This window comes from Cellulosimicrobium sp. G4 BAM 1002 (assembly GCF_057126935.1).
Genome location: NZ_CP182109.1, coordinates 2492597 through 2515804 on the forward strand (window position 1 = coordinate 2492597; position 23208 = coordinate 2515804).

The 23208-nt window shown below is 73.1% G+C and carries 21 protein-coding genes; 6 read left to right on the top strand and 15 right to left on the bottom strand.

Annotation, left to right across the window (positions count from 1 at the left end; genetic code table 11):
* Positions 1–16: 16 nt before the first annotated feature.
* From ACMXGY_RS11335 to ACMXGY_RS11360, 6 genes are all read right to left on the bottom strand, one after another.
* Positions 17–958 carry a pseudouridine synthase gene (locus tag ACMXGY_RS11335; protein ID WP_483773097.1) on the bottom strand — a complete coding sequence of 314 codons (942 nt, stop codon included), beginning with the start codon at positions 956–958 and terminating at the stop codon, positions 17–19.
* Complete coding sequence (gene scpB, locus ACMXGY_RS11340; protein WP_483773098.1) at positions 955–1680, bottom strand: SMC-Scp complex subunit ScpB; 726 nt, start codon at positions 1678–1680, stop codon at positions 955–957. Before scpB ends, ACMXGY_RS11335 begins: the two co-directional genes overlap by 4 nt.
* Positions 1677–2609 carry a segregation and condensation protein A gene (locus ACMXGY_RS11345; protein ID WP_483773099.1) on the bottom strand — a complete coding sequence of 311 codons (933 nt, stop codon included), beginning with the start codon at positions 2607–2609 and terminating at the stop codon, positions 1677–1679. The genes scpB and ACMXGY_RS11345 overlap by 4 nt, the downstream gene beginning before the upstream one ends.
* The gene (locus ACMXGY_RS11350; RefSeq protein ID WP_483776849.1) at positions 2593–3408 is read right to left on the bottom strand and encodes a ParA family protein; all 816 of its coding nucleotides are present in this window, start codon (positions 3406–3408) and stop codon (positions 2593–2595) included. The genes ACMXGY_RS11345 and ACMXGY_RS11350 overlap by 17 nt, the downstream gene beginning before the upstream one ends.
* Positions 3409–3647: 239 nt before the next feature.
* Entirely contained in the window at positions 3648–4607 is a 960-nt protein-coding gene (gene xerD, locus ACMXGY_RS11355) for a site-specific tyrosine recombinase XerD (protein WP_483773100.1), read from the bottom strand.
* A gap of 33 nt (positions 4608–4640) precedes the next feature.
* Positions 4641–5657: a heme o synthase gene (locus tag ACMXGY_RS11360; RefSeq protein WP_483773101.1), complete on the bottom strand. Its 1017-nt coding sequence runs from the start codon at positions 5655–5657 to the stop codon at positions 4641–4643.
* 364 nt (positions 5658–6021) lie between these two features.
* Between ACMXGY_RS11360 and tkt the strand changes: the two genes are divergently transcribed.
* The 5 genes from tkt (at position 6022) to pgl (ending at position 12971) form a co-directional block, all read left to right on the top strand.
* The gene (gene tkt / locus ACMXGY_RS11365; RefSeq protein WP_483773102.1) at positions 6022–8184 is read left to right on the top strand and encodes a transketolase; all 2163 of its coding nucleotides are present in this window, start codon (positions 6022–6024) and stop codon (positions 8182–8184) included.
* 145 nt (positions 8185–8329) lie between these two features.
* On the top strand, positions 8330–9475 hold the full coding sequence (tal, locus tag ACMXGY_RS11370) for a transaldolase (RefSeq protein ID WP_483773103.1): 1146 nt from the start codon (positions 8330–8332) through the stop codon (positions 9473–9475).
* Between the two features lie 166 nt (positions 9476–9641).
* On the top strand, positions 9642–11183 hold the full coding sequence (gene zwf, locus ACMXGY_RS11375) for a glucose-6-phosphate dehydrogenase (RefSeq protein WP_483773104.1): 1542 nt from the start codon (positions 9642–9644) through the stop codon (positions 11181–11183).
* 100 nt (positions 11184–11283) lie between these two features.
* A complete protein-coding gene (gene opcA, locus ACMXGY_RS11380) occupies positions 11284–12201 on the top strand; it encodes a glucose-6-phosphate dehydrogenase assembly protein OpcA (RefSeq protein WP_483773105.1) in 918 nt (305 codons plus the stop codon).
* On the top strand, positions 12198–12971 hold the full coding sequence (gene pgl, locus ACMXGY_RS11385) for a 6-phosphogluconolactonase (RefSeq protein ID WP_483773106.1): 774 nt from the start codon (positions 12198–12200) through the stop codon (positions 12969–12971). Before opcA ends, pgl begins: the two co-directional genes overlap by 4 nt.
* An 86-nt stretch (positions 12972–13057) precedes the next feature.
* Here pgl and ACMXGY_RS11390 read toward each other — a convergent pair whose 3' ends face one another.
* The 9 genes from ACMXGY_RS11390 to uvrC form a co-directional block, all read right to left on the bottom strand.
* Positions 13058–13405: an RNA polymerase-binding protein RbpA gene (locus ACMXGY_RS11390; RefSeq protein ID WP_483773107.1), complete on the bottom strand. Its 348-nt coding sequence runs from the start codon at positions 13403–13405 to the stop codon at positions 13058–13060.
* A gap of 107 nt (positions 13406–13512) precedes the next feature.
* Positions 13513–13755, bottom strand: a complete 243-nt coding sequence (secG, locus tag ACMXGY_RS11395; protein ID WP_483776850.1) for a preprotein translocase subunit SecG — start codon at positions 13753–13755, stop codon at positions 13513–13515.
* Positions 13756–13966: 211 nt separating this feature from the next.
* On the bottom strand, positions 13967–14764 hold the full coding sequence (tpiA, locus tag ACMXGY_RS11400) for a triose-phosphate isomerase (RefSeq protein ID WP_483773108.1): 798 nt from the start codon (positions 14762–14764) through the stop codon (positions 13967–13969).
* Positions 14765–14841: 77 nt separating this feature from the next.
* On the bottom strand, positions 14842–16041 hold the full coding sequence (locus ACMXGY_RS11405; protein ID WP_483773109.1) for a phosphoglycerate kinase: 1200 nt from the start codon (positions 16039–16041) through the stop codon (positions 14842–14844).
* 158 nt (positions 16042–16199) lie between these two features.
* Positions 16200–17204, bottom strand: a complete 1005-nt coding sequence (gap, locus tag ACMXGY_RS11410; RefSeq protein WP_483773110.1) for a type I glyceraldehyde-3-phosphate dehydrogenase — start codon at positions 17202–17204, stop codon at positions 16200–16202.
* A 323-nt stretch (positions 17205–17527) separates the two neighbouring features.
* A complete protein-coding gene (gene whiA / locus ACMXGY_RS11415) occupies positions 17528–18508 on the bottom strand; it encodes a DNA-binding protein WhiA (RefSeq protein WP_483773111.1) in 981 nt (326 codons plus the stop codon).
* A 60-nt stretch (positions 18509–18568) separates the two neighbouring features.
* Positions 18569–19534, bottom strand: a complete 966-nt coding sequence (locus ACMXGY_RS11420) for a gluconeogenesis factor YvcK family protein (RefSeq protein WP_483773112.1) — start codon at positions 19532–19534, stop codon at positions 18569–18571.
* A gap of 6 nt (positions 19535–19540) precedes the next feature.
* A complete protein-coding gene (gene rapZ / locus ACMXGY_RS11425) occupies positions 19541–20479 on the bottom strand; it encodes an RNase adapter RapZ (RefSeq protein ID WP_483773113.1) in 939 nt (312 codons plus the stop codon).
* A gap of 20 nt (positions 20480–20499) precedes the next feature.
* Complete coding sequence (gene uvrC / locus ACMXGY_RS11430; protein ID WP_483773114.1) at positions 20500–22599, bottom strand: excinuclease ABC subunit UvrC; 2100 nt, start codon at positions 22597–22599, stop codon at positions 20500–20502.
* Between the two features lie 120 nt (positions 22600–22719).
* Between uvrC and ACMXGY_RS11435 the strand changes: the two genes are divergently transcribed.
* Complete coding sequence (locus ACMXGY_RS11435) at positions 22720–23205, top strand: OsmC family protein (protein ID WP_483773115.1); 486 nt, start codon at positions 22720–22722, stop codon at positions 23203–23205.
* Positions 23206–23208 lie beyond the last annotated feature (3 nt).

Consider the following 23208-nt stretch of genomic DNA (forward strand, 5'->3'; position numbering starts at 1 on the left):
GCGGGCCCGGGTCGGCTCACAGCCCGACGGCGGACATGAGGGTCCCGAGCTCGGTGCGGCCGAGGACGCGCGTGGTGCCCGGTCGCAGGTTGCCGAGCGCGATCGGGCCGATGCGCGTGCGCACGAGGCGCGTGACGGGGTGGCCGACCTCCTCGAACATGCGACGCACGACGCGGTTGCGGCCCGAGTGCAGGACGATCTCGATCATCGTGGCGTCGGGGACCTGGTCGACGACGCGGTACGCGTCGGCGCGCGCGAGGCCGTCCTCGAGCTCGATGCCGTGCAGGAACTTGTTGGCGACGCCGCCCGACACCTTGCCCTGCACCGTGACGAGGTAGGTCTTGGCGACCTCGTGCGCGGGGTGCGCGAGCCGGTTCGCGAGCTCGCCGTCGTTCGTGAGCAGCAGCAGGCCCTCGCTGTCCGCGTCGAGGCGCCCGACGTGGAACAGGCGCTCGGACCGGTTCGCGACGAGCTCGGTGAGCGACGGGCGTCCCTCCGGGTCGTGCATCGTCGAGACGACGCCGCGCGGCTTGTTGAGCGCGAGCGTCACGCGCGACGTGTCGAGCTGCAGGCGCATGCCGTCGACGTGCACGACGGCCGTCGTGGGGTCGATCCGCACGCCGAGCTCGCGCACGCGCACGCCGTCGACCTCCACGCGTCCGGTCGAGATGAGCTCCTCGCACGCCCGGCGCGAGCCGAGGCCGGCCGAGGCCAGCACCTTCTGCAGGCGCACGCCGTCCTCGACGTGGACGTCGCGCTGCGGCTCCTCGGGCGCCGTGCGGCGCGGGCGGCGCGGCGGCTGCTGCTGGCCGCCCCTTGCAGTCTTGCCGCCCTGCGCGCCACCGCGACCGGGCGCGCCGCGGCGGGCACCGCCCGTCCCGCCTGCAGCACCTCGCGGCGCGCGCCTGGGCGCACCGGGCGACCCGTCCCCGCTCTGCCGGCGATCTCCTTGGCTCATTCCCGTCCTTCGTCCGTCTCCACGGGCGTCGCCGGCTCGGCGAGACCCTTCGTGTCAGCCACGTCGCCGCGGGTCCCGTCGGGAACCTCGGCGGCCAGGGCCGACGGCGCGGCGCGCAGGTCGGCGAGCCCGTCGAGTCCCTCGAGGTCGTCCATCTCCGGCAGGTGCGGCGCGAGCGGCGGCAGCTCGTCGAGCGACGTGTAGCCCATGCGCTCGAGGAAGTACCCCGTCGTGCCGAACAGGCCGGCGCCGGTGTGGGGGTCCTGAGCGACCTCCGCCACGAGACCGCGCGCGACGAGCGTGCGCACCACGCCGTCGACGTTGACCCCTCGAACCGCCGACACCTGGCCGCGGCTGACCGGTTGACGGTACGCGATGACGGCCAGAGTCTCCAACGCGGCCTGCGTCAGCCGGGCCGTCTGCCCGCCCTGGACGAACCGTCCCACGGCCTCCGCGTGCGCGGGAGCGGAGTACACACGCCACCCGCCGCCCGCCTCGCGCAGCTCGAACCCGCGCGGCCGGCCGCCGTGCTCGCCGCGGTACTCGGCCGCGAGCTCGTGCAGGGCGGCGACGACCTCGTCGACCGGCACCCCGAGCGCCGTCGCGAGCTCGACGACGGGGATCGGCTCGTCGGCGACCATGAGCACGGCCTCGAGCGCGGCGGGCAGGCCACCGGGGAGCTCGTGGACCTCGGGCAGGAGCAGCACGTCGGGCTCGCTCACGCGGGCACCTCCTCGACGTCGGACCGGTCGGCGGTCAGGTCGGCCTCGTCGAACTCGCTCCCGACGCCGGACAGCGCGGGCTCCGGGGCGTCGTCGTCCCCGGTCCAGCGCACGGTGAGCTCGCCGAGCGGGGTGACCTGGTCGAACCCGACGAGGCCCTCGCGGAACAGCTCGAGCAGCGCGAGGAAGCGCGCCACGACCACGGCTGCCTCGTCCTCTCCCGCGACGAGGGCGCGGAACGTCGTCGTGCCGTGGCGGCGCACCCGGTCGACGACGACACCCGCCTGCTCGCGCACGCTCACGGCGGGCGCGTGGAGGTGGTCGAGGGAGACGCCCGGCGGCGGCGCCTTGGGGGCGAGCGCGCGCGCCGCGAGCGCGGCGAGCTGGTCGGGCCCCATCGTCCACACGAGCTCGGGCAGCAGGGCGGCGAGGTGCGGCTCGAGCTGGACGACGCGCGGGAAGCGGCGGCCCTCGGACGCGAGCCGCTCCGCGAGGACGCCACCGACCTGCTTGTACGCCCGGTACTGCAGGAGCCGCGCGAACAGCAGGTCCCGGGCCTCGAGCAGCGCGAGGTCCTCGTCGTCCTCGACGCTGCCCGTGGGCAGCAGGCGCGCGGCCTTGAGGTCGAGGAGCGTCGCGGCGACGACGAGGAACTCGCTCGCGGTGCCCAGGTCCCAGCCGGGGTGCTCCTCGCCCGCCGCGCGCGCGGCGGTGGCCGCCCGCTCGGCGTCACGGATGTACGCGATGAAGTCGTCCGTCACGCGCGCGAGCGCGACCTCGGTGATGTCGAGCTTGTGCTTCGTGATGAGGGACAGGAGCAGGTCGAACGGCCCGCTGAAGTTGTCGAGACGGACCTCGAACGCTCCCCCGGTGGCCCGGGCGCCCGGCGCGACGGGCTCCGCGGTGAGCGTGTCAGGCGGCGTCGCCACGGGCGACCAGCTCCCGGGCGAGCTGCCGGTACGCGAGTGCGCCGGGGTGGGTCGGCGCGTAGACGGTGATGGGCTCGGCCGCGACGGACGCGTCCGGGAACTTCACCGTCCGGCCGATGACGGTGTGGAGCAGCTTGTCCCCGAACGCCTCGTGCACGCGCGCCACGACCTCCCGCGAGTGGAGCGTGCGTGAGTCGAACATCGTCGCGAGGATGCCGTCGACGTCGAGGCGCGGGTTGAGGCGGTCGCGCACCTTCTCGATCGTCTCCACGAGCAGCGCGACGCCGCGGAGCGCGAAGAACTCGCACTCGAGCGGGATGAGCACGCCGTGCGCCGCGGTGAGCGCGTTGACGGTGAGCAGGCCGAGGGACGGCTGGCAGTCGACGAGGATCACGTCGTAGTCGTCGACCACCGGGCGCAGGACGCGGGAGAGGACGGACTCGCGTGCGACCTCGCCGACGAGCTGGACCTCCGCGGCCGACAGGTCGATGTTCGCGGGCAGCAGGTCGAGGTTCTCCACGTCCGTGCCGACGAGGACGTCGTGGATGTCCGCGCCGCGCTCCATGAGCAGGTTGTAGACCGTGCGGTCGAGCTCGTGCGGGTTGACCCCGAGGCCCACCGACGCCGCACCCTGCGGGTCGAAGTCGACGAGCAGGACCTTGCGCCCGTACTCGGCGAGCGTCGCGCCGAGGTTGATCGTGGTCGTCGTCTTGCCGACGCCACCCTTCTGGTTGCACATCGCGATGATGCGGCCGGGGCCGTGCGACGCGAGCGGCGCGGGGTCCGGGAAGTGGGGCATCGGGCGCCCGACGACGTCCGTGCGGGGCGGCTCGGCGACGAGGGCCGCGCCGGCGTCGGCACCGGCGGGATCACCGGCGCCGTTCGGTCGCACGTCGGCGGCGGGACGGGCGGCGTCGTCGTGAGAGCTGCGCGCGCCGTGCGTCTCGGGCTGGGTCTCGGCCTGGCTGCTCACGTCCGCCACGGTATCGCAGGACCCTGCCGACGCTCGTGCGCACGCGCCCGCGCGCCGCGTTCCGGTCAGCCGAGCGCGCGCGGGTGCGCGGAGGCGTAGACCTCGCGCAGCGTGTCCGGCGTGACGAGCGTGTAGATCTGGGTCGTCGTCACCGACGCGTGGCCCAGGAGCTCCTGGACCACGCGCACGTCCGCTCCCCCCGCGAGCAGGTGGGTCGCGAAGGAGTGCCGCAGGGTGTGCGGTGAGATGCGCTCGGGGTGCGCGATGCCCGCGCGCTCGGCCGCCGTGCGCAGCACGGCCCACGCGCTCTGGCGCGAGAGGCGCGCGCCGCGCGTGTTGAGGAAGACCGCGGGCGTGCCGCGGCCGTTCGCCGCGAGGGCCGCGCGGCCACGGACGAGGTAGGCGTCGAGCGCGCGCCGCGCGAACGACCCCACGGGCACGACGCGCTCCTTGCCGCCCTTGCCCAGCAGCCGCACCGCTCCCGAGCCGAGGTCCAGGTCGTCGACGTCGAGGCTCACCGCCTCGGTGATCCGCGCCCCGGTCGAGTACACGAGCTCCAGCAGCGCGCGGTCGCGCAGCGGACCGGCGCCCTCGCCCAGTCCGGCGGCCTCGAGGATGCGCTCGACCTCGTCGGTCGAGATCGCCTTCGGCAGCCGCTTGCCCTGCGCCGGGGGCCGGACGTCCGCCGACGCGTCGGCGTCCGCGAGCCCCTCCGCCGTGCAGAAGCGGTGCCACCCGCGCACGGCGGCCACGGACCGGGCCGTCGAGGAGGGCGAGAGGCACGCGCCGCCGTCGGACCCGGTGCGCAGGGCGGTGACGTACGCGGTGACGTCGCCGGGCTCCACGTCCCGGACGGCGTGGTTGCCGCGCGCCGCGAGGAAGGCGACGTAGCGCGCCAGGTCACGCCGGTAGGCGGCGACGGTGTTCGCCGACAGGCCTCGCTCGACGGCGAGGTGCGCGAGGTACTCGCGCGCGGCCCGGTCGAGGGCGTCGGGCACGCGCGGCGCGGGACCCGGTCCGCTCACGCCGACCTCGACACCGCGGTGCTCACGCGGGGCTCACAGGGGCAGGAAGACGTCGACCGCCACGGCGACGAAGAGCAGCGTGAGATAGGTGATCGAGGCGTGGAAGACCTTCATCTCCCCGACCTTGCCGCCCTTGCCGTCCGCCTTGTCCCGGGCGCGACGCAGCATCGTCAGGCACGACGAGAGGAACCACGCGCCGAGCGCCGTCGCGACGACCCCATAGACCCAGGTCATCCCCGCGAGGGGCCACAGGGCGAGCGACGACGCGACCATCGCGACGCCGTAGAGGATCATCTCGCGCGCGACCCTGCGGTCGTCCGCGACGACCGGGAGCATCGGCACGCCGGCGTTCGCGTAGTCGCGCTTGAACTTCATCGACAGCGGCCAGTAGTGCGGCGGCGTCCAGAAGAAGATCACGAGGAAGAGCGCGAGCGCGGCCCAGCTCAGCGAGCCGGTGACCGCGGACCAGCCGATGAAGACCGGCATGCAGCCGGCGATCCCGCCCCACACGATGTTCTGCGGCGTCCGGCGCTTGAGGATCATCGTGTAGCCGACGACGTAGATGAGGATCGCCGCGAACGTCAACCACGCCGAGACCACGTTGACGAGCAGCGCGAACCACACGAGCGACACGACGCCGAGGACCGTCGCGAAGACCAGCGCGGCGCGCGGCGTCACCTCGCCCGTGACGAGCGGACGCCGCTTCGTGCGGTTCATGACCTCGTCGATGTCGCGGTCGAGGTAGCAGTTGTAGACGTTCGCGGACGCCGCGGCGAGCGTGCCGCCGACGAGCGTCGCGACGATGAGGCCGAGGCTCGGCAGACCGCCCTGCGCCAGGAACATCGTGGGGACCGTGGTCACGAGCAGGAGCTCGATGATGCGCGGCTTCGTCAGGGCGACGTACGCGCCGAGACGCTCGCGCGCGGAGCGGGTCGCGCGTGCGGCCTGTTCCGTCGGGGCGACGGAGCTGCCGCGCGTGGGCCGCGGGGTCGACGCGGCGCTCGACGGGCTTCCGGTCCCGTCGATCGGTGCCTGGCTCGTGGTGTGCACGCGCTTCGGTGTTCCGTTCTGAGGTGGGGGGCGAGCTGGGACGGACCGCCGGTCGTCCTCGCTCATCGTACGTCGCCGCCTGCGTCGGGACCGACCGGACCGGCCGGGCGATTGTGTGACTTCCGACCGAAATCCAGCACGTGGGCACCACAGGGCGAGTTCCCGCCGCGCGTATAGGCTGGGTGTCGCAACCGTCCCACGGCGTTCCCACGACGTACCGACCGTCACGACCAGTGACTCCGGTCGGCGCGGCAGGCACCCGGGCAGCCCCGCCGTCCGAGGCGCGAGGCCGGGAAATGTTCAACGGTTGCTTCGAGATGTCGCGAGGATCCGGGGCGCGCGCTCCGGACGGGAATGAGGTTCGGTGAACGCGTTGTCCCCTGCTCACACGCCCCTGGACTGGACGGACCTGGACGACCGGGCCGTCAAGGCGATCAAGGCGCTGGCCGCCGACGCCGTGGAGAAGGTCGGGAACGGCCACCCGGGCACCGCGATCTCGCTCGCGCCCGCCGCCTACCTCCTGTTCCAGAAGGCCATGCACCACGACCCGGCCGACTCCCACTGGGTGGGTCGCGACCGGTTCGTGCTCTCGGCGGGCCACTCGTCGCTCACGCTGTACCTGCAGCTCTTCCTCGCGGGCTACGGCCTCGAGATGGACGACATCGCAGCCCTGCGCACGTGGGGCTCCAAGACCCCGGGCCACCCCGAGTACAAGCACACGAACGGCGTCGAGATCACGACCGGCCCGCTCGGCCAGGGCCTCGCGTCCGCGATCGGCATGGCGTTCGCCGCGCGTCGCGAGCGGGGTCTGCTCGACCCGTCGACGGCGCCGGGCGAGTCGCCCTTCGACCACCACATCTACGTCATCGCGTCCGACGGTGACCTGCAGGAGGGCGTGACCAGCGAGGCGTCGTCGCTCGCCGGCCACCAGCAGCTCGGCAACCTCGTGGTCATCTGGGACGACAACAAGATCTCCATCGAGGACGACACGGACATCGCCTTCACGGAGGACGTCCTCGCGCGCTACGAGGCGTACGGCTGGCACACCCAGCGCGTCGACTGGACCAACGGCGGCACGGGGTACGCGGAGGACGTCGACGTCCTCGCCGCCGCGGTCGAGGCCGCCAAGGCCGAGACGGGCAAGCCCTCGATCATCGCGCTGCGCACGATCATCGGCTGGCCGTCGCCCACGAAGCAGAACACCGGTGGCATCCACGGCTCGGCGATGGGCGCCGACGAGGTGCGCGGCCTGAAGATCGAGCTCGGCCTCGACCCCGAGGCGACGTTCGCCATCGACGACGAGGTGCTCGCGTACACGCGCGCCGTCGGCGAGCGCCAGGGCGAGCGCCGGGCCGCCTGGGACACCGCGTTCGAGGCGTGGAAGACGGCCAACCCCTCCGGCGCCGCGCTGCTCGAGCGCCTCTCTCGCCGAGAGCTGCCCGCCGGCTGGGAGGACTCCCTGCCGACGTTCGAGCCGGGCAAGGCCGTCGCGACGCGCGCCGCGTCGGGCAAGGTCCTCACCGCGCTCAAGGACGTGCTCCCCGAGCTCTGGGGCGGCTCGGCCGACCTCGCGGGCTCGAACAACACGACGATGGACGGCGAGCCGTCGTTCGTCCCCGTCGAGCACGCCACGAAGAAGTTCCCCGGCCACGAGTACGGCCGCACGCTGCACTTCGGCATCCGTGAGCACGCCATGGGCTCGATCCTCAACGGGATCGTGCTCCACGGCGGCACGCGCGCCTACGGCGGCACGTTCCTCACGTTCAGCGACTACATGCGCCCGGCCGTGCGCCTCGCCGCGCTCATGCAGATCCCGACGACGTTCGTCTGGACGCACGACTCCATCGGCCTCGGCGAGGACGGCCCCACGCACCAGCCGATCGAGCACCTGGCGGCGCTGCGCGCCATCCCGGGCCTCGACGTCGTGCGGCCCGCCGACGCCAACGAGGTCGCGTGGGCGTGGCGCACGGTCCTCGAGACGACGGAGCGCCCCGCGGGCCTGATCCTCACGCGCCAGAACGTCCCGACGTTCCCGCGCGGCACCGACGGCTTCGCCGACGCGTCGGGCACGGCGCGCGGCGGCTACGTGCTCGTCGACGCCGAGGGCACGCCCGACGTGATCCTCCTCGGCACCGGGTCCGAGGTCCAGCTCGCGGTCGAGGCACGCGAGCTCCTCGCCGCCGAGGGCGTCCAGGCGCGCGTCGTGTCCCTGCCGAGCCGTGAGTGGTTCGACGCCCAGGACGACGCCTACCGCGAGTCGGTGCTGCCGGCCGCGGTGCGCGCGCGCGTCTCCGTCGAGGCGGGCGTCGCCCAGGGCTGGCGCGAGCTGGTCGGCGACGCCGGGCGCATCGTGAGCATCGAGCACTACGGCGCGTCGGCCGACTACCAGGTGCTGTACCGCGAGTTCGGCATCACGGCCGAGGCCGTGGCCGCCGCCGCTCGCGAGTCGCTCGCCGCGGCGCAGGCCGACGCCGCTCCCGGCGGACCCGCCAAGCCCGTCGAGGGCGGCACTGGCGACCTCGCCTGACCGACCGTAGATTCCGAGGTGGGGCCCGGTCCCGGCGCCCCACCTCGGATCCGCGCCGCGGGTCGTGCACCCGCGGTACCCCGGCCGGGACGGATCACCGGCGTGCCCGTCGAGGGCGCCGGCGAGGTACCAGAGAGGACTCCTGATGACGCAGAGCACCGTCCCCGGACCGATCGAACAGCTCACCCGGGCGGGGGTGTCGATCTGGCTCGACGACCTGTCCCGCGAACGGCTGCGGTCAGGCAACCTCGCCGAGCTCGTCGCGTCGCGCGGCGTCGTCGGCGTGACCACGAACCCCACGATCTTCGCCGCCGCGCTCTCGAAGGGCGACGCCTACGACGCCCAGCTCGCAGAGCTCGCGGCGGGCGGCACCGACGACGCAGCGGTCGAGGCCGCCGTCGAGCGCATCACCACGGACGACGTACGCGACGCCGCAGACCTCCTGCGCCCCGTGTACGACGCGACCGACGGGGTCGACGGCCGCGTGTCGATCGAGGTGGACCCGCGCCTGGCGAACCAGGACGCCGGGGCCACCGTCGAGGTCGCCGAGCGGCTGTGGCACACGATCGACCGCCCCAACGTCTTCATCAAGATCCCCGCCACCCTGCCGGGTCTCGAGGCGATCACGCGCACCCTCGCATTGGGCATCAGCGTCAACGTCACGCTCATCTTCTCGCTCGAGCGCTACCGCGCCGTCATGGACGCGTTCGCGACGGGGCTCGAGCGGGCGCGCGACGCGGGGATCGACCTCGCCCCCATCGGGTCGGTCGCCTCCTTCTTCGTCTCGCGCGTCGACACGGCCGTCGACGCGGCGCTGGAGAAGGTCGGCACGCCCGAGGCGCTCGACCTGCGCGGGCAGGCCGCGGTCGCCAACGCACGCGCCGCGTTCGAGGCCTTCGAGGAGTTCCGCCAGACCGACCGGTGGCGCTCGCTCGCCGCGTCCGGTGCCCACGCCCAGCGCCCGCTGTGGGCCTCCACGGGGGTGAAGAACCCCGAGTACAAGGACACCCTGTACGTCGAGGAGCTCGTCACCGACGGCGTCGTCAACACGATGCCCGAGGCCACGCTCCAGGCGTTCGCCGACCACGGCGTCGTCTCCGGCGACACCGTGACGGGGACGGCCGCCGCCGCACGCCGCACCCTCGAGACCGTCGAGTCCTTCGGCGTCTCCCTCGTCGAGGTGACCGCGAAGCTCGAGGAGGAGGGCGTGCGCAAGTTCGAGGACAGCTGGACCGAGCTCCTCGAGACGACCCGCGACAACCTGCGGCGCGCCGCCGACGCGGCCTCCTGACCGCCTGCGCCCGCTCGCCGCTCGCGGCGGGCGGGCGTCCGACCTGCGGGAACGCCTCCGGCCGCGTCGCGACCACCCGTATCATCCGCTACGCCCAGCACTCCCCCGCACTCCCTCTGAACGCGACTAGTCCTCCGACCACCCTCGAACGGAACGGTGCCACCAGGTGAGACCGGCCAAGATCACGGCAGAGAACAACCCTCTGCGCGACCCCCTCGACCTGCGCCTGCCGCGGATCGCGGGCCCCTGCGGGCTCGTCATCTTCGGCGTGACGGGCGACCTCGCCCGCAAGAAGCTCATGCCCGCGGTCTACGACCTCGCCAACCGCGGCCTCCTGCCGCCCGGCTTCGCGCTCACGGGGTTCGCCCGGCGCGACTGGGAGGACCAGGACTTCGCCCAGGTCGTGCACGACGCCGTCAAGGAGCACGCGCGGACGCCGTTCCGCGAGGCGACGTGGCGACAGCTCGCCGAGGGCATCCGGTTCGTGCAGGGGTCGTTCGACGACGACGACGCGTTCGAGCGCCTGCGCCAGACCGTCGAGACGCTCGACGCCGAGCGCGGCACGGGCGGCAACCACGCGTTCTACCTCTCGGTCCCGCCGAGCGCCTTCCCGCTCGTGTGCCGCCAGCTCGCCGAGTCCGGGCTCTCCAAGTCCCAGGAGGACGCGTGGCGGCGCGTGGTCATCGAGAAGCCGTTCGGCCACGACCTGGCCAGCGCGCGCGAGCTCGACGCCGTCGTGTCGGAGGTCTTCCCGCCCGACTCGGTGTTCCGCATCGACCACTACCTGGGCAAGGAGACGGTCCAGAACCTCCTCGCGCTGCGGTTCGCGAACCAGATGTTCGAGCCCATCTGGAACGCCAACTACGTGGACCACGTGCAGATCACGATGGCCGAGGACATCGGCATCGGCGGGCGCGCCGGGTACTACGACGGCATCGGCGCCGCACGCGACGTCATCCAGAACCACCTCCTCCAGCTCCTCGCGCTCGTCGCGATGGAGGAGCCCGTCTCGTTCGACGCCCCGTCGCTGCGCGCCGAGAAGATCAAGGCGCTCTCCGCCGTGCGGCTGCCGCGCGAGCTGTCCAAGCACACCGCCCGCGGGCAGTACGCCACCGGCTGGCAGGGCGGCGAGCAGGTCATCGGCTTCCTCGAGGAGGACGGCATCCCGGACACCTCCACGACGGAGACCTACGCAGCGGTCCGCGTCGACATCGACAACCGTCGCTGGGCGGGCGTGCCGTTCTACCTGCGCACGGGCAAGCGTCTCGGCCGCCGCGTGACCGAGGTCGCCGTCGTGTTCAAGAAGGCGCCGCACCTGCCGTTCGAGACGTCGCAGGCGTCCGATCTCGGCAACAACGCGCTCGTCATCCGCGTGCAGCCCGACGAGGGCGTGACCATGCGCTTCGGCGCCAAGGTCCCGGGCACCGCGATGGAGGTGCGCGACGTGACGATGGACTTCGGCTACGGCCACGCGTTCACCGAGTCCTCCCCCGAGGCGTACGAGCGGCTCATCCTCGACGTCCTGCTGGGCGACCCGCCGCTGTTCCCCACGCGCGAGGAGGTCGAGCTCTCGTGGAAGATCCTCGACCCGATCACCGCGCACTGGGCGGCACGGGGCAAGCCGGAGCCGTACCGGTCCGGCACGTGGGGACCGGCGACGGCCGACGCGATGCTCGAGCGCGACGGCCGCGCCTGGCGGCGCCCGTGAGCGCCCCCACGGCGCCGACGGCCGTCGTCGCCGCCCGCCGTTCCCGCCCTGCGCGCTCGGCCCAGAGCGCCGTGACCCCGCGACCGGGGAGGACCCCGCGATGATCATCGACCTGCCCGACACGACGACGAACGCGGTCAACAAGCGCCTGGTGCGCCTGCGCGACGAGGGTGGTGCGATCGCCCTGGGGCGCGTGCTGACGCTCGTGGTCGTCGCGCGCGAGTCCGACGTCGAGACGTCGATCGAGGCGGCCAACGACGCGAGCCGCGAGCACCCGTGCCGCGTCATCGTCGTCGCGCCGTCCGGCCGGCGCGACGATCCGCACCTCGACGCCCAGATCCGCGTCGGCGGAGACGCGGGCGCGTCCGAGGTCGTGGTCCTGCGGACCGCCGGCCCGATGCTCGAGCACACCGACACGCTCGTCATGCCGCTCCTGCTTCCGGACGCGCCGATCGTCGTGTGGTGGCCCGGCCAGCCGCCGGAGTCGCCCGACGACGACCCCGTGGGCGCGATGGCCCAGCGGCGCATCACCGACTCCATCACGTCCAAGGACCCGGAGGCGGTGCTCGGCCAGCTCGCGACGACGTACGGCCCCGGCGACTCCGACCTCGCCTGGGCGCGCGTCACGCTCTGGCGCGGGCTCATCGCCGCGGCCCTCGACCAGCCGCCGTTCGAGCCGGTGACGAACGTCGTCGTCGAGGGCCAGGCCAAGCACACGTCGCTCGACCTGCTCGCGGCCTGGCTCGGGTCCCGCCTCCGCTGCCCGGCGCAGGTCGTGCGGCGCCGCGGGGCCGAGGCGATCACCAAGGTCACGCTCGAGCGCAAGAGCGGCCCCATCGTCCTCGACCGGCCCGACGGGCGCACCGTGACGATCAGCCAGCCCGGCAAGCCGGACCGCCGGGTCGCACTGCCGATCCGGACGCTCAGCGAGGCACTCATCGAGGAGCTGCGGCGCCTCGACCCGGACGAGGTCTACGGCGAGGTGCTCACCAAGGGCCTGCAGAAGGTCGGCGCATGAGCACGCAGCCGGCGGGCCACGCGTCGCACTCGCGTCTCGTCGTCGTCCACCCCGATGCCGTCGTGCTCGCCGAGGCGGTCGCGTCCCGGCTCGTCACCCGCATCCTCGACGTGCAGTCGGTGCGCCGGCCGGGCCACGTCGTGCTCACCGGAGGGACCGTCGGCATCGCGAGCCTCGCTGCCCTCGCCCGCCACCCCGTCCGGGACGCCGTCGACTGGACCGGGGTGCACGTGTGGTGGGGCGACGAGCGGTTCCTGCCTGCCGGGGACCCGGAGCGCAACGAGACGCAGGCCCGGGAGGCGCTGCTCGACCACCTCCCCCAGCTCCCCGCCGAGAACGTGCACCCGATGCCCGCGGCGGACGCCGCCGCGAGCCCGGAGGACGCGGCGACGGCCTACGCGGTCACGCTCGCCGCGCACGCTGCCGAGGGCGAGGCCGTCCCGGCCTTCGACGTGCTCCTGCTCGGCATGGGCCCCGACGGGCACGTGGCGTCCCTCTTCCCGGGGCACCCGGGCCTGGACGTCACCGGCGTCCCGACGGCCGGGGTCCACGGGTCGCCCAAGCCGCCGCCCGAGCGCGTCACCCTGACCTTCGAGGCGATCGCCGCAGCTCACCAGGTGTGGGTCGTGGCAGCCGGTGCCGAGAAGGCCTCTCCCGTGGCTGCCGCGCTCGCCGGGGCTCCGGTACGGGAGACGCCCGCCGCCGGCGTCGCCGGGACCGAGCGCACGCTCTGGCTCCTGGACGCCGCCGCAGCGGGCACGTCCGCCTGACCCGCGACCGCCCGCCACGCACCACGACGACGAGCGCCCCACCGGAGATCCGGTGGGGCGCTCGTCGTTTCTCGTGCTGCCGGGTTTCAGACCCCGCGACGGGCTCGCAGCGCCGCGAGCGCCTCGTCGAGGATCGCCACGCCGTCGGCGTCGGAACGACGCTCCTTCACGTAGGCGAGGTGCGTCTTGTACGGCTCGTTGCGTGACGGCGACGGGGGGTTCTCCCGGTCCTGGCCGGCGGGGAAGCCGCACCGCGGGCAGTCCCACGTCTCTGGCGCCTGGATGTCGGCCTCCGAGGAGAAGCTCGGTCGCGTCTCGTGCCCGTTCGCGCACCAGTACGAGACCCAGAAGCGCGGCGCGATCTCGCCGCGCTCGGACTCCCCGAGCGGGCCCGCTCCTACCCGCGACCCACGGATCGCGCTACCACCTGCCACGTGCTCTCCCCCGTCCGTGCCGTCGCCGGCACTCGATCCTGCCCGGCCGCGCCGTCGCGGCCACGGCTCGCCCCTGTGACGAGCCGGCGCCCCCGTGGGCGCCCGGGTCAGCTCACCTTCTGGATCAGGCCCAGGAGCACGATGACGACCGCCCAGACGAGCGCGAACGACACGGTGATCCGGTTGAGGTTGCGCTCGGCGACGCCGGAGCTGCCCACCGAGCTCGAGATCCCGCCGCCGAACATGTCGGAGAGGCCGCCGCCCTTGCCCTTGTGCAGGAGCACGAGCAGGGTGAGGAAGGCGCTGGTGAGCACCAGGAGGATCAGGAGGATGATGCGCAGCACGTCCACGAGTACGTCCTTGAGGTTCAGGGCCGGACCGACCATCGTCGGGACGACCGCACGGTTGTCGTGAGCAGGCGTGACCTGCCGCACAGGGGACAAGAGTAGGTGACGCGGGGCCGTCGGGGCCAACCCCGGCCCGCGTCGTCTCACGGCCGGTCTCACGGGTGCTCCCGCGGTCCGGTGCGTCCGGACCGCGGGAGCGGGAGTCGTCCGGAGGTCAGGCGCCGGTCGCGTGCGACTGGTAGCGCGCGATCTTGGCGAACTCCTCCGGGTCCAGGCTCGCGCCGCCGACGAGCGCGCCGTCGACGTCGGGCTGCGCCATGATCGCCGCGACGTTGGACGACTTCACCGAGCCGCCGTACAGGACGCGCGTCGCGTCCGCGAGCTCGGCGTCGTACAGGTCGCCGAGCGCGCCACGGATCGCGCCGCAGACCTCCTGGGCGTCCTCCGGCGTCGCGACCTCGCCCGTGCCGATGGCCCAGACGGGCTCGTAGGCGATGACGAGAGTAGCGAGCTGCGCGGCGGGGATGCCCGCGAGCGCACCCTCGACCTGGGCGAGCGTGTAGGAGATCTGCTCGCCGGCCTTGCGCACGTCCAGGCCCTCGCCGACGCACAGGATCGGGGCGATGCCCTGCCCGACGGCGGCGACGATCTTCGCGTTCACCAAGGCGTCGGACTCGGCGTGGTACTGGCGGCGCTCCGAGTGGCCGATCGCCACGTAGCTCGTGCCGAGCTTCGCCAGCATCGACGCCGAGATCTCTCCGGTGTACGCACCCTCGGCGTGCGCGGAGACGTCCTGCGCGCCGTACTTGAGCTCGAGCTTGTCGGCGTCCACGAGCGTCTGCACCGAGCGCAGGTCGGTGAACGGCGGGAGCACGGCCACCTCGACGGCCGCGTAGTCGTGCTTCGCGTCCTTGAGGGTCCACGCGAGCTTCTGCACGGTGTGGGTCGCCTGGTGGTGGTCCAGGTTCATCTTCCAGTTGCCCGCCATGAGCGGGGTGCGGGTGTTCGCCACGGTCGTTCTTCTCTCTGTGGGGGTACGCGCCGCCCCGTGCGGCGGAGCGGCGCGTGAGGGTGGTACGGGGAGGGCGCTCAGCCCTCGAGGACGGAGATGCCCGGCAGGTCCTTGCCCTCGAGGAACTCGAGGCTCGCGCCGCCGCCCGTCGAGATGTGGCTGAAGCCCGCCTCGTCGAAGCCGAGGATGCGGACGGCGGCGGCGGAGTCGCCGCCTCCCACGATCGTGAACGCGCCGTTCGCGGTCGCGTCGACGAGCGCCTGCGCGACCGCGCGCGTCCCGCCCGAGAACGCGTCGAACTCGAAGACGCCCGCGGGGCCGTTCCACACGACGGTCTTCGCGTCCGCGATCTTGCTCGCGAAGAGCCGCGCGGAGTCGGGGCCGATGTCGAGGCCGATCTTGTCCGCGGGGATCGCGTCCGCGGCGACGACCGCGTGCGGGGCGTCGGCGGCGAACGAGTCGGCCGCGACGATGTCGGTCGGCAGGACGATCTCCACGCCGTTCTTCTCGGCGTCCGCGAGGTAGCCCTTCACCGTGTCGATCTGGTCCTCCTCGAGGAGGGACTTGCCGACGCCGTAGCCCTTGGCCGCGAGGAACGTGAAGACCATGCCGCCGCCGATGAGCAGGCGGTCCGCCTTGGTGAGCAGGTTCGCGATGACGCCGAGCTTGTCGGAGACCTTCGAGCCGCCGAGGACGACGACGTAGGGGCGCGCCGGGTCCTCCGTCGCCTTGCGCAGCGAGTCGACCTCCTTGAGCACGAGCTCGCCGACCGCGGACGGGAGCACCTTCGCCACGTCGTACACCGACGCCTGCTTGCGGTGCACGACGCCGAACCCGTCGGACACGAACGCGTCGGCCAGGCCCGCGAGGTCGTTCGCGAGCGACTGCCGCTCGGCCTCGTCCTTCGACGTCTCGCGCGCGTCGAAGCGGATGTTCTCGAGCAGGGCGACCTCGCCCTCGCCGAGCGCCTCGACGGTCTCGCGCGCCGACGGGCCGACGACGTCCTTCGCCAGGTGCACGGGAACCCCGAGCAGCTCGCCCAGGCGGGCGGCGACGGGCGCCAGGGAGTACTTCGCGTCGGGCTCGCCCTTGGGGCGGCCGAGGTGCGCGGTGACGATGACCTTGGCGCCGGCGTCGGTGAGCCTCTTGAGCGTCGGCAGGGCGGCGCGGATGCGGCCGTCGTCCGTGATGGTCGTCCCGTCGAGCGGGACGTTGAAGTCGGAGCGGACGAGGACGCGCTTGCCGCGCAGGTCGCCCAGGGAGTCGATGGTCTTCATGCGGTCTCCTACGGTTCGGTCGCCGTCGTGCGTCGGTCCGGTCGTCGACCGGACCGGCCCGCACATGAGGACGTCCGCGTGCGCGTCACCGGCCGTGGCCGGGACGCGCACGCGGACGCATGGTGATGCTCAGGGCTGACGCTGCAGCAGCGGCAGGGTCAGAGCTTGTCGCCGACCAGCTGCGTCAGCGCGACGAGGCTGTTGGAGTAGCCCCACTCGTTGTCGTACCAGGAGACGACCTTGACCTGGTCGCCGATCACCTTGGTGAGCTTCGAGTCGAAGATGCTCTGGTGCGGGTTCGTGACGATGTCGCTCGACACGATCTCGTCCTCGACGTACTCGAGCACGCCCTTGAGGGGGCCCTCGGCCGCAGCCTTGAGCGCCGCGTTGACCTCGTCCACGGTGACCTCGCGCGAGGCCGTGAACGTGAGGTCCGTGGCCGAGCCCGTGATGACCGGCACGCGCAGGGCGTAGCCGTCGAGCTTGCCCTTGAGCTCCGGGAGCACCAGCGAGACGGCCTTGGCCGCACCCGTGGAGGTCGGGACGATGTTCTGCGCGGCGGCGCGGGCACGACGCAGGTCGCGGTGCGGGCCGTCCTGCAGGTTCTGGTCACCGGTGTACGCGTGGATCGTGGTCATGAGACCACGCTCGATGCCGATCGAGTCGTTGAGCGCCTTCGCGAGCGGGGCGAGGCAGTTCGTGGTGCACGACGCGTTCGAGATGATGTGGTGCGCGGCCGGGTCGTACTGGTCCGAGTTCACGCCGACGACGAACGTCGCGTCCTCGTTCTTCGCCGGGGCGGAGATGATGACCTTCTTGGCGCCGCCGTCGATGTGCGCCTTCGCCTTCGTGGCGTCCGTGAAGAAGCCGGTCGACTCGATGACGATGTCGGCACCCAGCTCGCCCCAGGGGAGGTTCGCGGGCTCACGCTCGGCGAGGGCACGGATCTTCTTGCCGTCGACGATGATGTTCTCGTCGTCGAAGTCCACGCTCAGGGGGAAACGGCCCAGGACCGTGTCGTACTTGAGCAGGTGCGCAAGCGTCTTGTTGTCCGTGAGGTCGTTGACGCCCACGATCTCGATGTCGGCGCCCGACGCCACGATGGCGCGGTAGAAGTTCCGTCCGATACGACCGAAGCCGTTGATACCGACGCGGATGGTCACAATGCCCTCCTCAGGGCGCGCCGGTTTGGTCCCGACGCACACGGTTGATGCCGAACGATCACGTACACCGTCGTACGCAGGTGGTGATGGCGCCCGCGCCCCGCTGCCCGATCTCGGCACAGCACCCTCCGTGCCCGCGGGCCGCCACGGCGACAGCCGGGACCACCCACGCCCACGAGGGGTGTCAGCGAAGGAGCACGTCGTTGTCACCTGACGCGTCCGAGCCTATACCAACACCACGCCGACATGTGACCTGGATCCCACGCTTCGGGACCATCGTCCCACCCCTGCGTGACGACCGCGCCCGTCGCGCCGGCCGCGCGTCAGAGGTCCAGGAGCTCCGGGCTCAGGCCCGCCTCGGTGTCGGGGATGCCGAGCTCGGCCGCGCGCTTGTCGGCCGTCGACAGCAGGCGTCGGATCCGCCCGGCGACGGCGTCCTTGGTCAGGGGCGGGTCCGCGAGCTGCCCGAGCTCCTCCAGCGACGCCTGCTTGTGCGCGAGCCGCAGCTCGCCGGCCTCGCGCAGGTGGTCGGGCAGGTCCGGGCCGAGGATCTCGAACGCGCGCTCCACGCGGGCGCCCGCGGCGACCGCCGCACGCGCGGACCGGCGCAGGTTCGCGTCGTCGAAGTTCGCGAGGCGGTTGGCAGTCCCCCGCACCTCGCGCCGGGCACGCCGCTCCTCCCACACCAGGACGGCCTCGTGCGCGCCCAGTCGCGTCAGGAGCGCGCTGATCGCGTCGCCGTCGCGGATAACCACGCGGTCGACGCCGCGCACCTCGCGCGACTTGGCGGAGACGCCCAGCCGGCGCGCCGCGCCGACGAGCGCGAGCGCCGCCTCCGGCCCGGGGCAGGTGACCTCGAGCGCCGACGAGCGCCCCGGCTCGGTCAGCGACCCGTGCGCGAGGAACGCGCCGCGCCACGCGGCCTCCGCCTCCTCGATCCCGCCGGACACCACCTGCGGGGGCAGCCCGCGCACCGGGCGGCCGCGCCCGTCGAGCAGACCCGTCTGCCGGGCGAGCGACTCGCCGTCGCGCACGACCCGCACGACGTAGCGGCTGCTCTTGCGCAGCCCCCCGGCAGAGACGACGATCAGCTCGCTCGTGTGCCCGTAGACGTCCGCGATCGTCTCCCGTAGGCGACGTGCCGCGATCGCGGTGTCGAGCTCCGCCTCGATGACGACGCGGCCCGAGATGAGGTGCAGGCCGCCCGAGAAGCGGAGCATCGCCGAGACCTCCGCCTTGCGGCACGACGTCTTGTCCACCCGCAGCCGAGCCAGCTCGTCCTTCACCTGTGCCGTGAGCGCCATGCGGGACATCCTGCCATCGATGCCGGGACCGGGCGGGCCGCACGACGAGCCGGGACGGTGTCAGGGGGCGGGCGTGCCGACGTCCCCCAGGAAGTCGTCGAACACGTCGCGGTACGCCGCGGCGAGCCGCAGCGGGTCGTGCGTCGGCGTACCGTCGCCCCGCCGCACCTGGCGCAGCAGGAGCCGGGCACCCATGCGCGCCGCCGCGTCGGCGAGCTGCTCCGTGTCCTCGACGGCCGACGGGTCGGCCACGACGGCGTCGACCCGCAGCCCGGGGTCGTGCTTGTGGAGCGCCTCGAGGTGCTCGGTCGCCGACAGCCCGTACGTCTCGCCCGCCTCGCTCGAGAGGTTGAGGGTGATGCACCGGCGCGCCTGGGTCTCGTGCAGCGCCCGGGCGAGCTCGGGCACGAGCAGGTGGGGCATCACCGACGAGAACCACGACCCGGGTCCCAGCACGACCCAGTCGGCGTCTCGCACCGCCTGCACCGCCTCGGGGCACGCCGGCGGGTCCGCCGGGACGAGCCGCAGCTGCTCGATGCGGCCGTGCGTGACCGCGACACGGCTCTGCCCGACGACGGTCTCGAGCTGGTCGCCCGTCCGGACGTCGGCCTCGATCCCGAGCGGCACGGCGGCCATGGGGAGCACGCGCCCCCGCGCCCCGAGGAGCTTGCCGACCCAGTCGAGACCCGCGACCGGGTCGTCGAGCAGCTCCCACAGCGCGACGATGAGCAGGTTGCCGACGGCGTGGTTGTCGAGGTCGCCCTCGGACGTGAACCGGTGCTGCAGGAGCGCGCTCCACGTGCGCCCCCACTCCGAGTCGTCGCACAGCGCCGCGAGCGCCATGCGCAGGTCGCCCGGGGGCAGGACGCCGAGCTCGGTGCGCAGGCGCCCGGACGAACCGCCGTCGTCGGCGACGGTGACGACGGCGGTGAGCCGGTCGGACATGAGGCGCAGCGCGGAGAGGCTCGCGGACAGGCCGTGCCCGCCGCCCAGGGCGACGACGGCGGGGTTGCGCAGGGCGACCACGGGACGCTACTCCTTGCCCAGGTCGCGCGCGGTCACGGTGACGCGCTGGCCCTGCGCCCGCAGGCGCGTGGCGATGGCCTCGCTGATCGCGACCGAACGGTGCTTGCCACCGGTGCAGCCGACGGCGATCGTCACGTAGCGCTTCTCCTCGCCGAGGTAGCCGGCGAGCACGGGCTCGAGCGCGTTCACGTACCGGTCGATGAACTCGAGGGCGCCGGGCCGCTCGAGCACGTAGTCGCGCACGGGCGCGTCGCGGCCCGTGAGGTGGCGCAGCTCGGTGATCCAGTACGGGTTGGCGAGGAATCGCACGTCCACGACGTGGTCCGCGTCGAGCGGCAGCCCGTACTTGAAGCCGAACGAGACGATGTTGATCCGCAGCGTGTCCGGCGTGCCGTCCGCGACGGCGGCACGCACCTCGCGGGCGAGGTCGTGCACGTTGAGCTCGGAGGTGTCGATGACGACGTCGGCCCGTTCCTCGAGGCTCGCGAGCAGTCGCCGCTCCTCCGCGAGCCCTTCGAGGATGCGCCCGCCGCCCTGCAGCGGGTGCGGGCGGCGCACCTGCTCGTAGCGGCGCACGAGCACCTCGTCCGAGGCGTCGAGGAAGAGGATGCGGTAGAAGACGCCGTTCTGGCGCAGGTGGTCGAGCACCTCGACCAGGTCGGTGAAGAACTCGCGTCCGCGCACGTCCACGACGGCGGCGATGCGCTCGAGCGTGGATCCGGACCGGGTCATGAGGTCGACGAGCGGGACGATCATGCGCGGCGGCAGGTTGTCGACGACGTACCAGTCGAGGTCCTCGAGCACGGCCGCGGCGCGCGAGCGACCCGCGCCGGACATGCCGGTGATGATCAGCACCTCGGCCTCGCGGCGCTCGGGCGGGTGCGTGGCGGCCTCGATCGCCGGGATGCCGCTCGGGACCGTGATCGGGGAGGGTTCCGGTCTCATGGGACCAGCATGCCAGCCGGTCAGGCGCGGGCGGTGGCGCCGTCGTCCGCCGGAGTGTCCGCGGACACCTCCCCGGTACCGAGAGCCGCGACGACCGCCTGCGCCGTCCGCTCCCCCATGCCCCGCACGGTCGCGATCTCCTCGACGCTCGCGGCACGCAGCCGCTTGAGCGAGCCGAAGTGCCGGAGCAGCGCGGACTTGCGCGCCGGCCCGAGCCCGGGCACGTCGTCCAGAACCGACGCCGTCATCCCCTTGCTGCGCTTCTTGCGGTGCTGCGTGATCGCGAAGCGGTGGGCCTCGTCGCGCACGCGCTGCAGCAGGTACATGCCCTCCGACGATCGCTGGAGGATCACCGGGTAGTCCTCGCCCGGGAGCCAGACCTCCTCGAGCCGCTTGGCGAGACCGCACAGCGCGACGTCGTCGACGCCCAGGTCCGCGAGGGCGCGTGCCGCAGCGGCGACCTGCGGCGGGCCGCCGTCGACCACGACGAGGTTGGGCGGGTAGGCGAACCGGGCGCGCCGGTCCACGGGGGCCTCGGCGTCGACCTCGCCGCTGCGCGGGACGTAGCCCGCGGCCTCGGCGGCGCGCTCGGCCCGCTGCCCCGCGGCGTCGGTCGCGTCCGTCACGTCGTCCGCCTCGAGGTCCATCTCCACCTCGCCGGAGACCGAGCGGTCGGCGAGGTAGCGCTTGAACCGGCGCGAGATCACCTCGTACATCGCCGCGGTGTCGTCCGCCGCGCCGTCGCCGTCCGGGCCGCGCACCGTGAAGTGGCGGTACTCGCTCTTGCGCGCCAGCCCGTCCTCGAAGACGACCATCGACGCGACCTGGTAGGTGCCCTGGTTGTGGGACACGTCGTAGCACTCGATGCGCAGCGGCGCGGTGTCGAGCTCGAGCGCCTCCTGGATCTCGCGCAGCGCCTGGCTGCGGGTCGTGAGGTCGCCCGCGCGGCGCGTGCGGTGGAGCGCGAGCGCGTGCTCGGCGTTCGCGCGGACCGTCGCCGCGAGCTCCTTCTTGTCGCCGCGCTGCGGCACGCGCACGTCCACGCGAGCGCCCCGCAGCCCCGACAGCCAGGTGGTCACCTGGTCCTGGTCGGGCGGCAGGACGGGGACGAGGACCTCGCGCGGCACGACGTCGCGCGCGCCGGCGCCACCGGCCTTGCCGGCGTCCGCCGCAGCGGCCTCCTCCGCCGCCCCGTACACCTGCTGCAGGAGGTGCTCGACGAGCTCGGCGTCCGTCACGTCCTCGACCTTCTCCACGATCCAGCCGCGCTGACCGCGGATGCGCCCGCCGCGCACGTGGAACACCTGGACGGCGGCCTCGAGCTCGTCGCCCACGAGCGCGAACACGTCCGCATCGGTGCCGTCGCCGAGGACGACCGCGTTCTTCTCCGTCGCGCGCTGCAGCGCGGCGATGTCGTCGCGCAGCCGGGCCGCGGCCTCGTACTCCATCGCCGCCGCGGCCTCGCCCATCTTGCGCTCGAGGCGGCGCACGAAGCGCTGCGTGTCCCCCGCCATGAAGTCGCAGAAGTCCTCCGCGAGAGCACGGTGGTCCTCGGGCGTGATGCGCCCGACGCAGGGCGCCGAGCACTTGTCGATGTAGCCGAGCAGGCACGGACGGCCCGTCTGGTGCGCGCGCTTGAAGACCCCCGCGGAGCACGTGCGCACCGGGAAGACCCGCAGGAGGAGGTCGAGCGTCTCGCGGATCGCCCAGGCGTGGCCGTACGGGCCGAAGTAGCGCGTGCCGGGTCGCTTGGCGCCGCGCATGACCTGCGCGCGGGGGAAATCCTCCCCCATCGTCACCGCGAGGTACGGGTAGGACTTGTCGTCGCGGTACTTGACGTTGAACCGCGGGTCGAACTCCTTGATCCACGTGTACTCGAGCGCGAGCGCCTCGACCTCGGTGCCGACGACGGTCCACTCCACGGACGCGGCGGTGGTCACCATCGTCTGGGTGCGGTGGTGCAGGTTGGCGACGTCCTGGAAGTAGCTCGACAGCCGCGCGCGCAGGTTCTTCGCCTTGCCGACGTAGATGACGCGGCCGTGCTCGTCGCGGAACCGGTAGACGCCCGGCGACGTGGGGATCTCCCCCGGCGCAGGGCGGTACGTCGCGGGGTCAGCCATGTGCTCCAGCCTAGGTCAGGCCACCGACGGTCCGGTGGCGTCGTGGGTGCGCCGGGCGAGGTCTGCCCGGGCCGTGCAGTCGTGGTGTGGCCCTCATCACGGGCCGCTAGGGTGACGGCCATGAGCGCACAGCACGGGTACACCACGACCGTCCGCTGGACGGGCGCGGGCGACGCAGGAACGGCCTCCTACACGTCGTACAGCCGCGACCACGACGTCCTCCTCGCCGGGCGACCCCCGCTGCCCGGGTCGTCCGACCCCGCGTTCCGCGGCGACCCGTCGCGCTACAGCCCCGAGGAGCTGTTCGTGGTGAGCCTGTCGCAGTGCCACATGCTGTGGTTCCTCCACCTCGCGGCGGCGTCCGGCGTCGTCGTGCGCGAGTACGTCGACGAGGCGACGGGCACGATGCGTGTCGAGTCGGGTGGCGAGGGGCAGTTCACGGACGTGACGCTGCACCCGCGGGTCGTGGTCGACGACGGAGCGGGCAGCGACGACGCGTCGCTCGCCACGCTGCACCACCGGGCGCACGACCACTGCTTCATCGCGCGCTCGGTGAACTTCCGCGTGCTCGTCGACCCGGCACCGGCGCGCCGCGCGGCCGCCTGACGG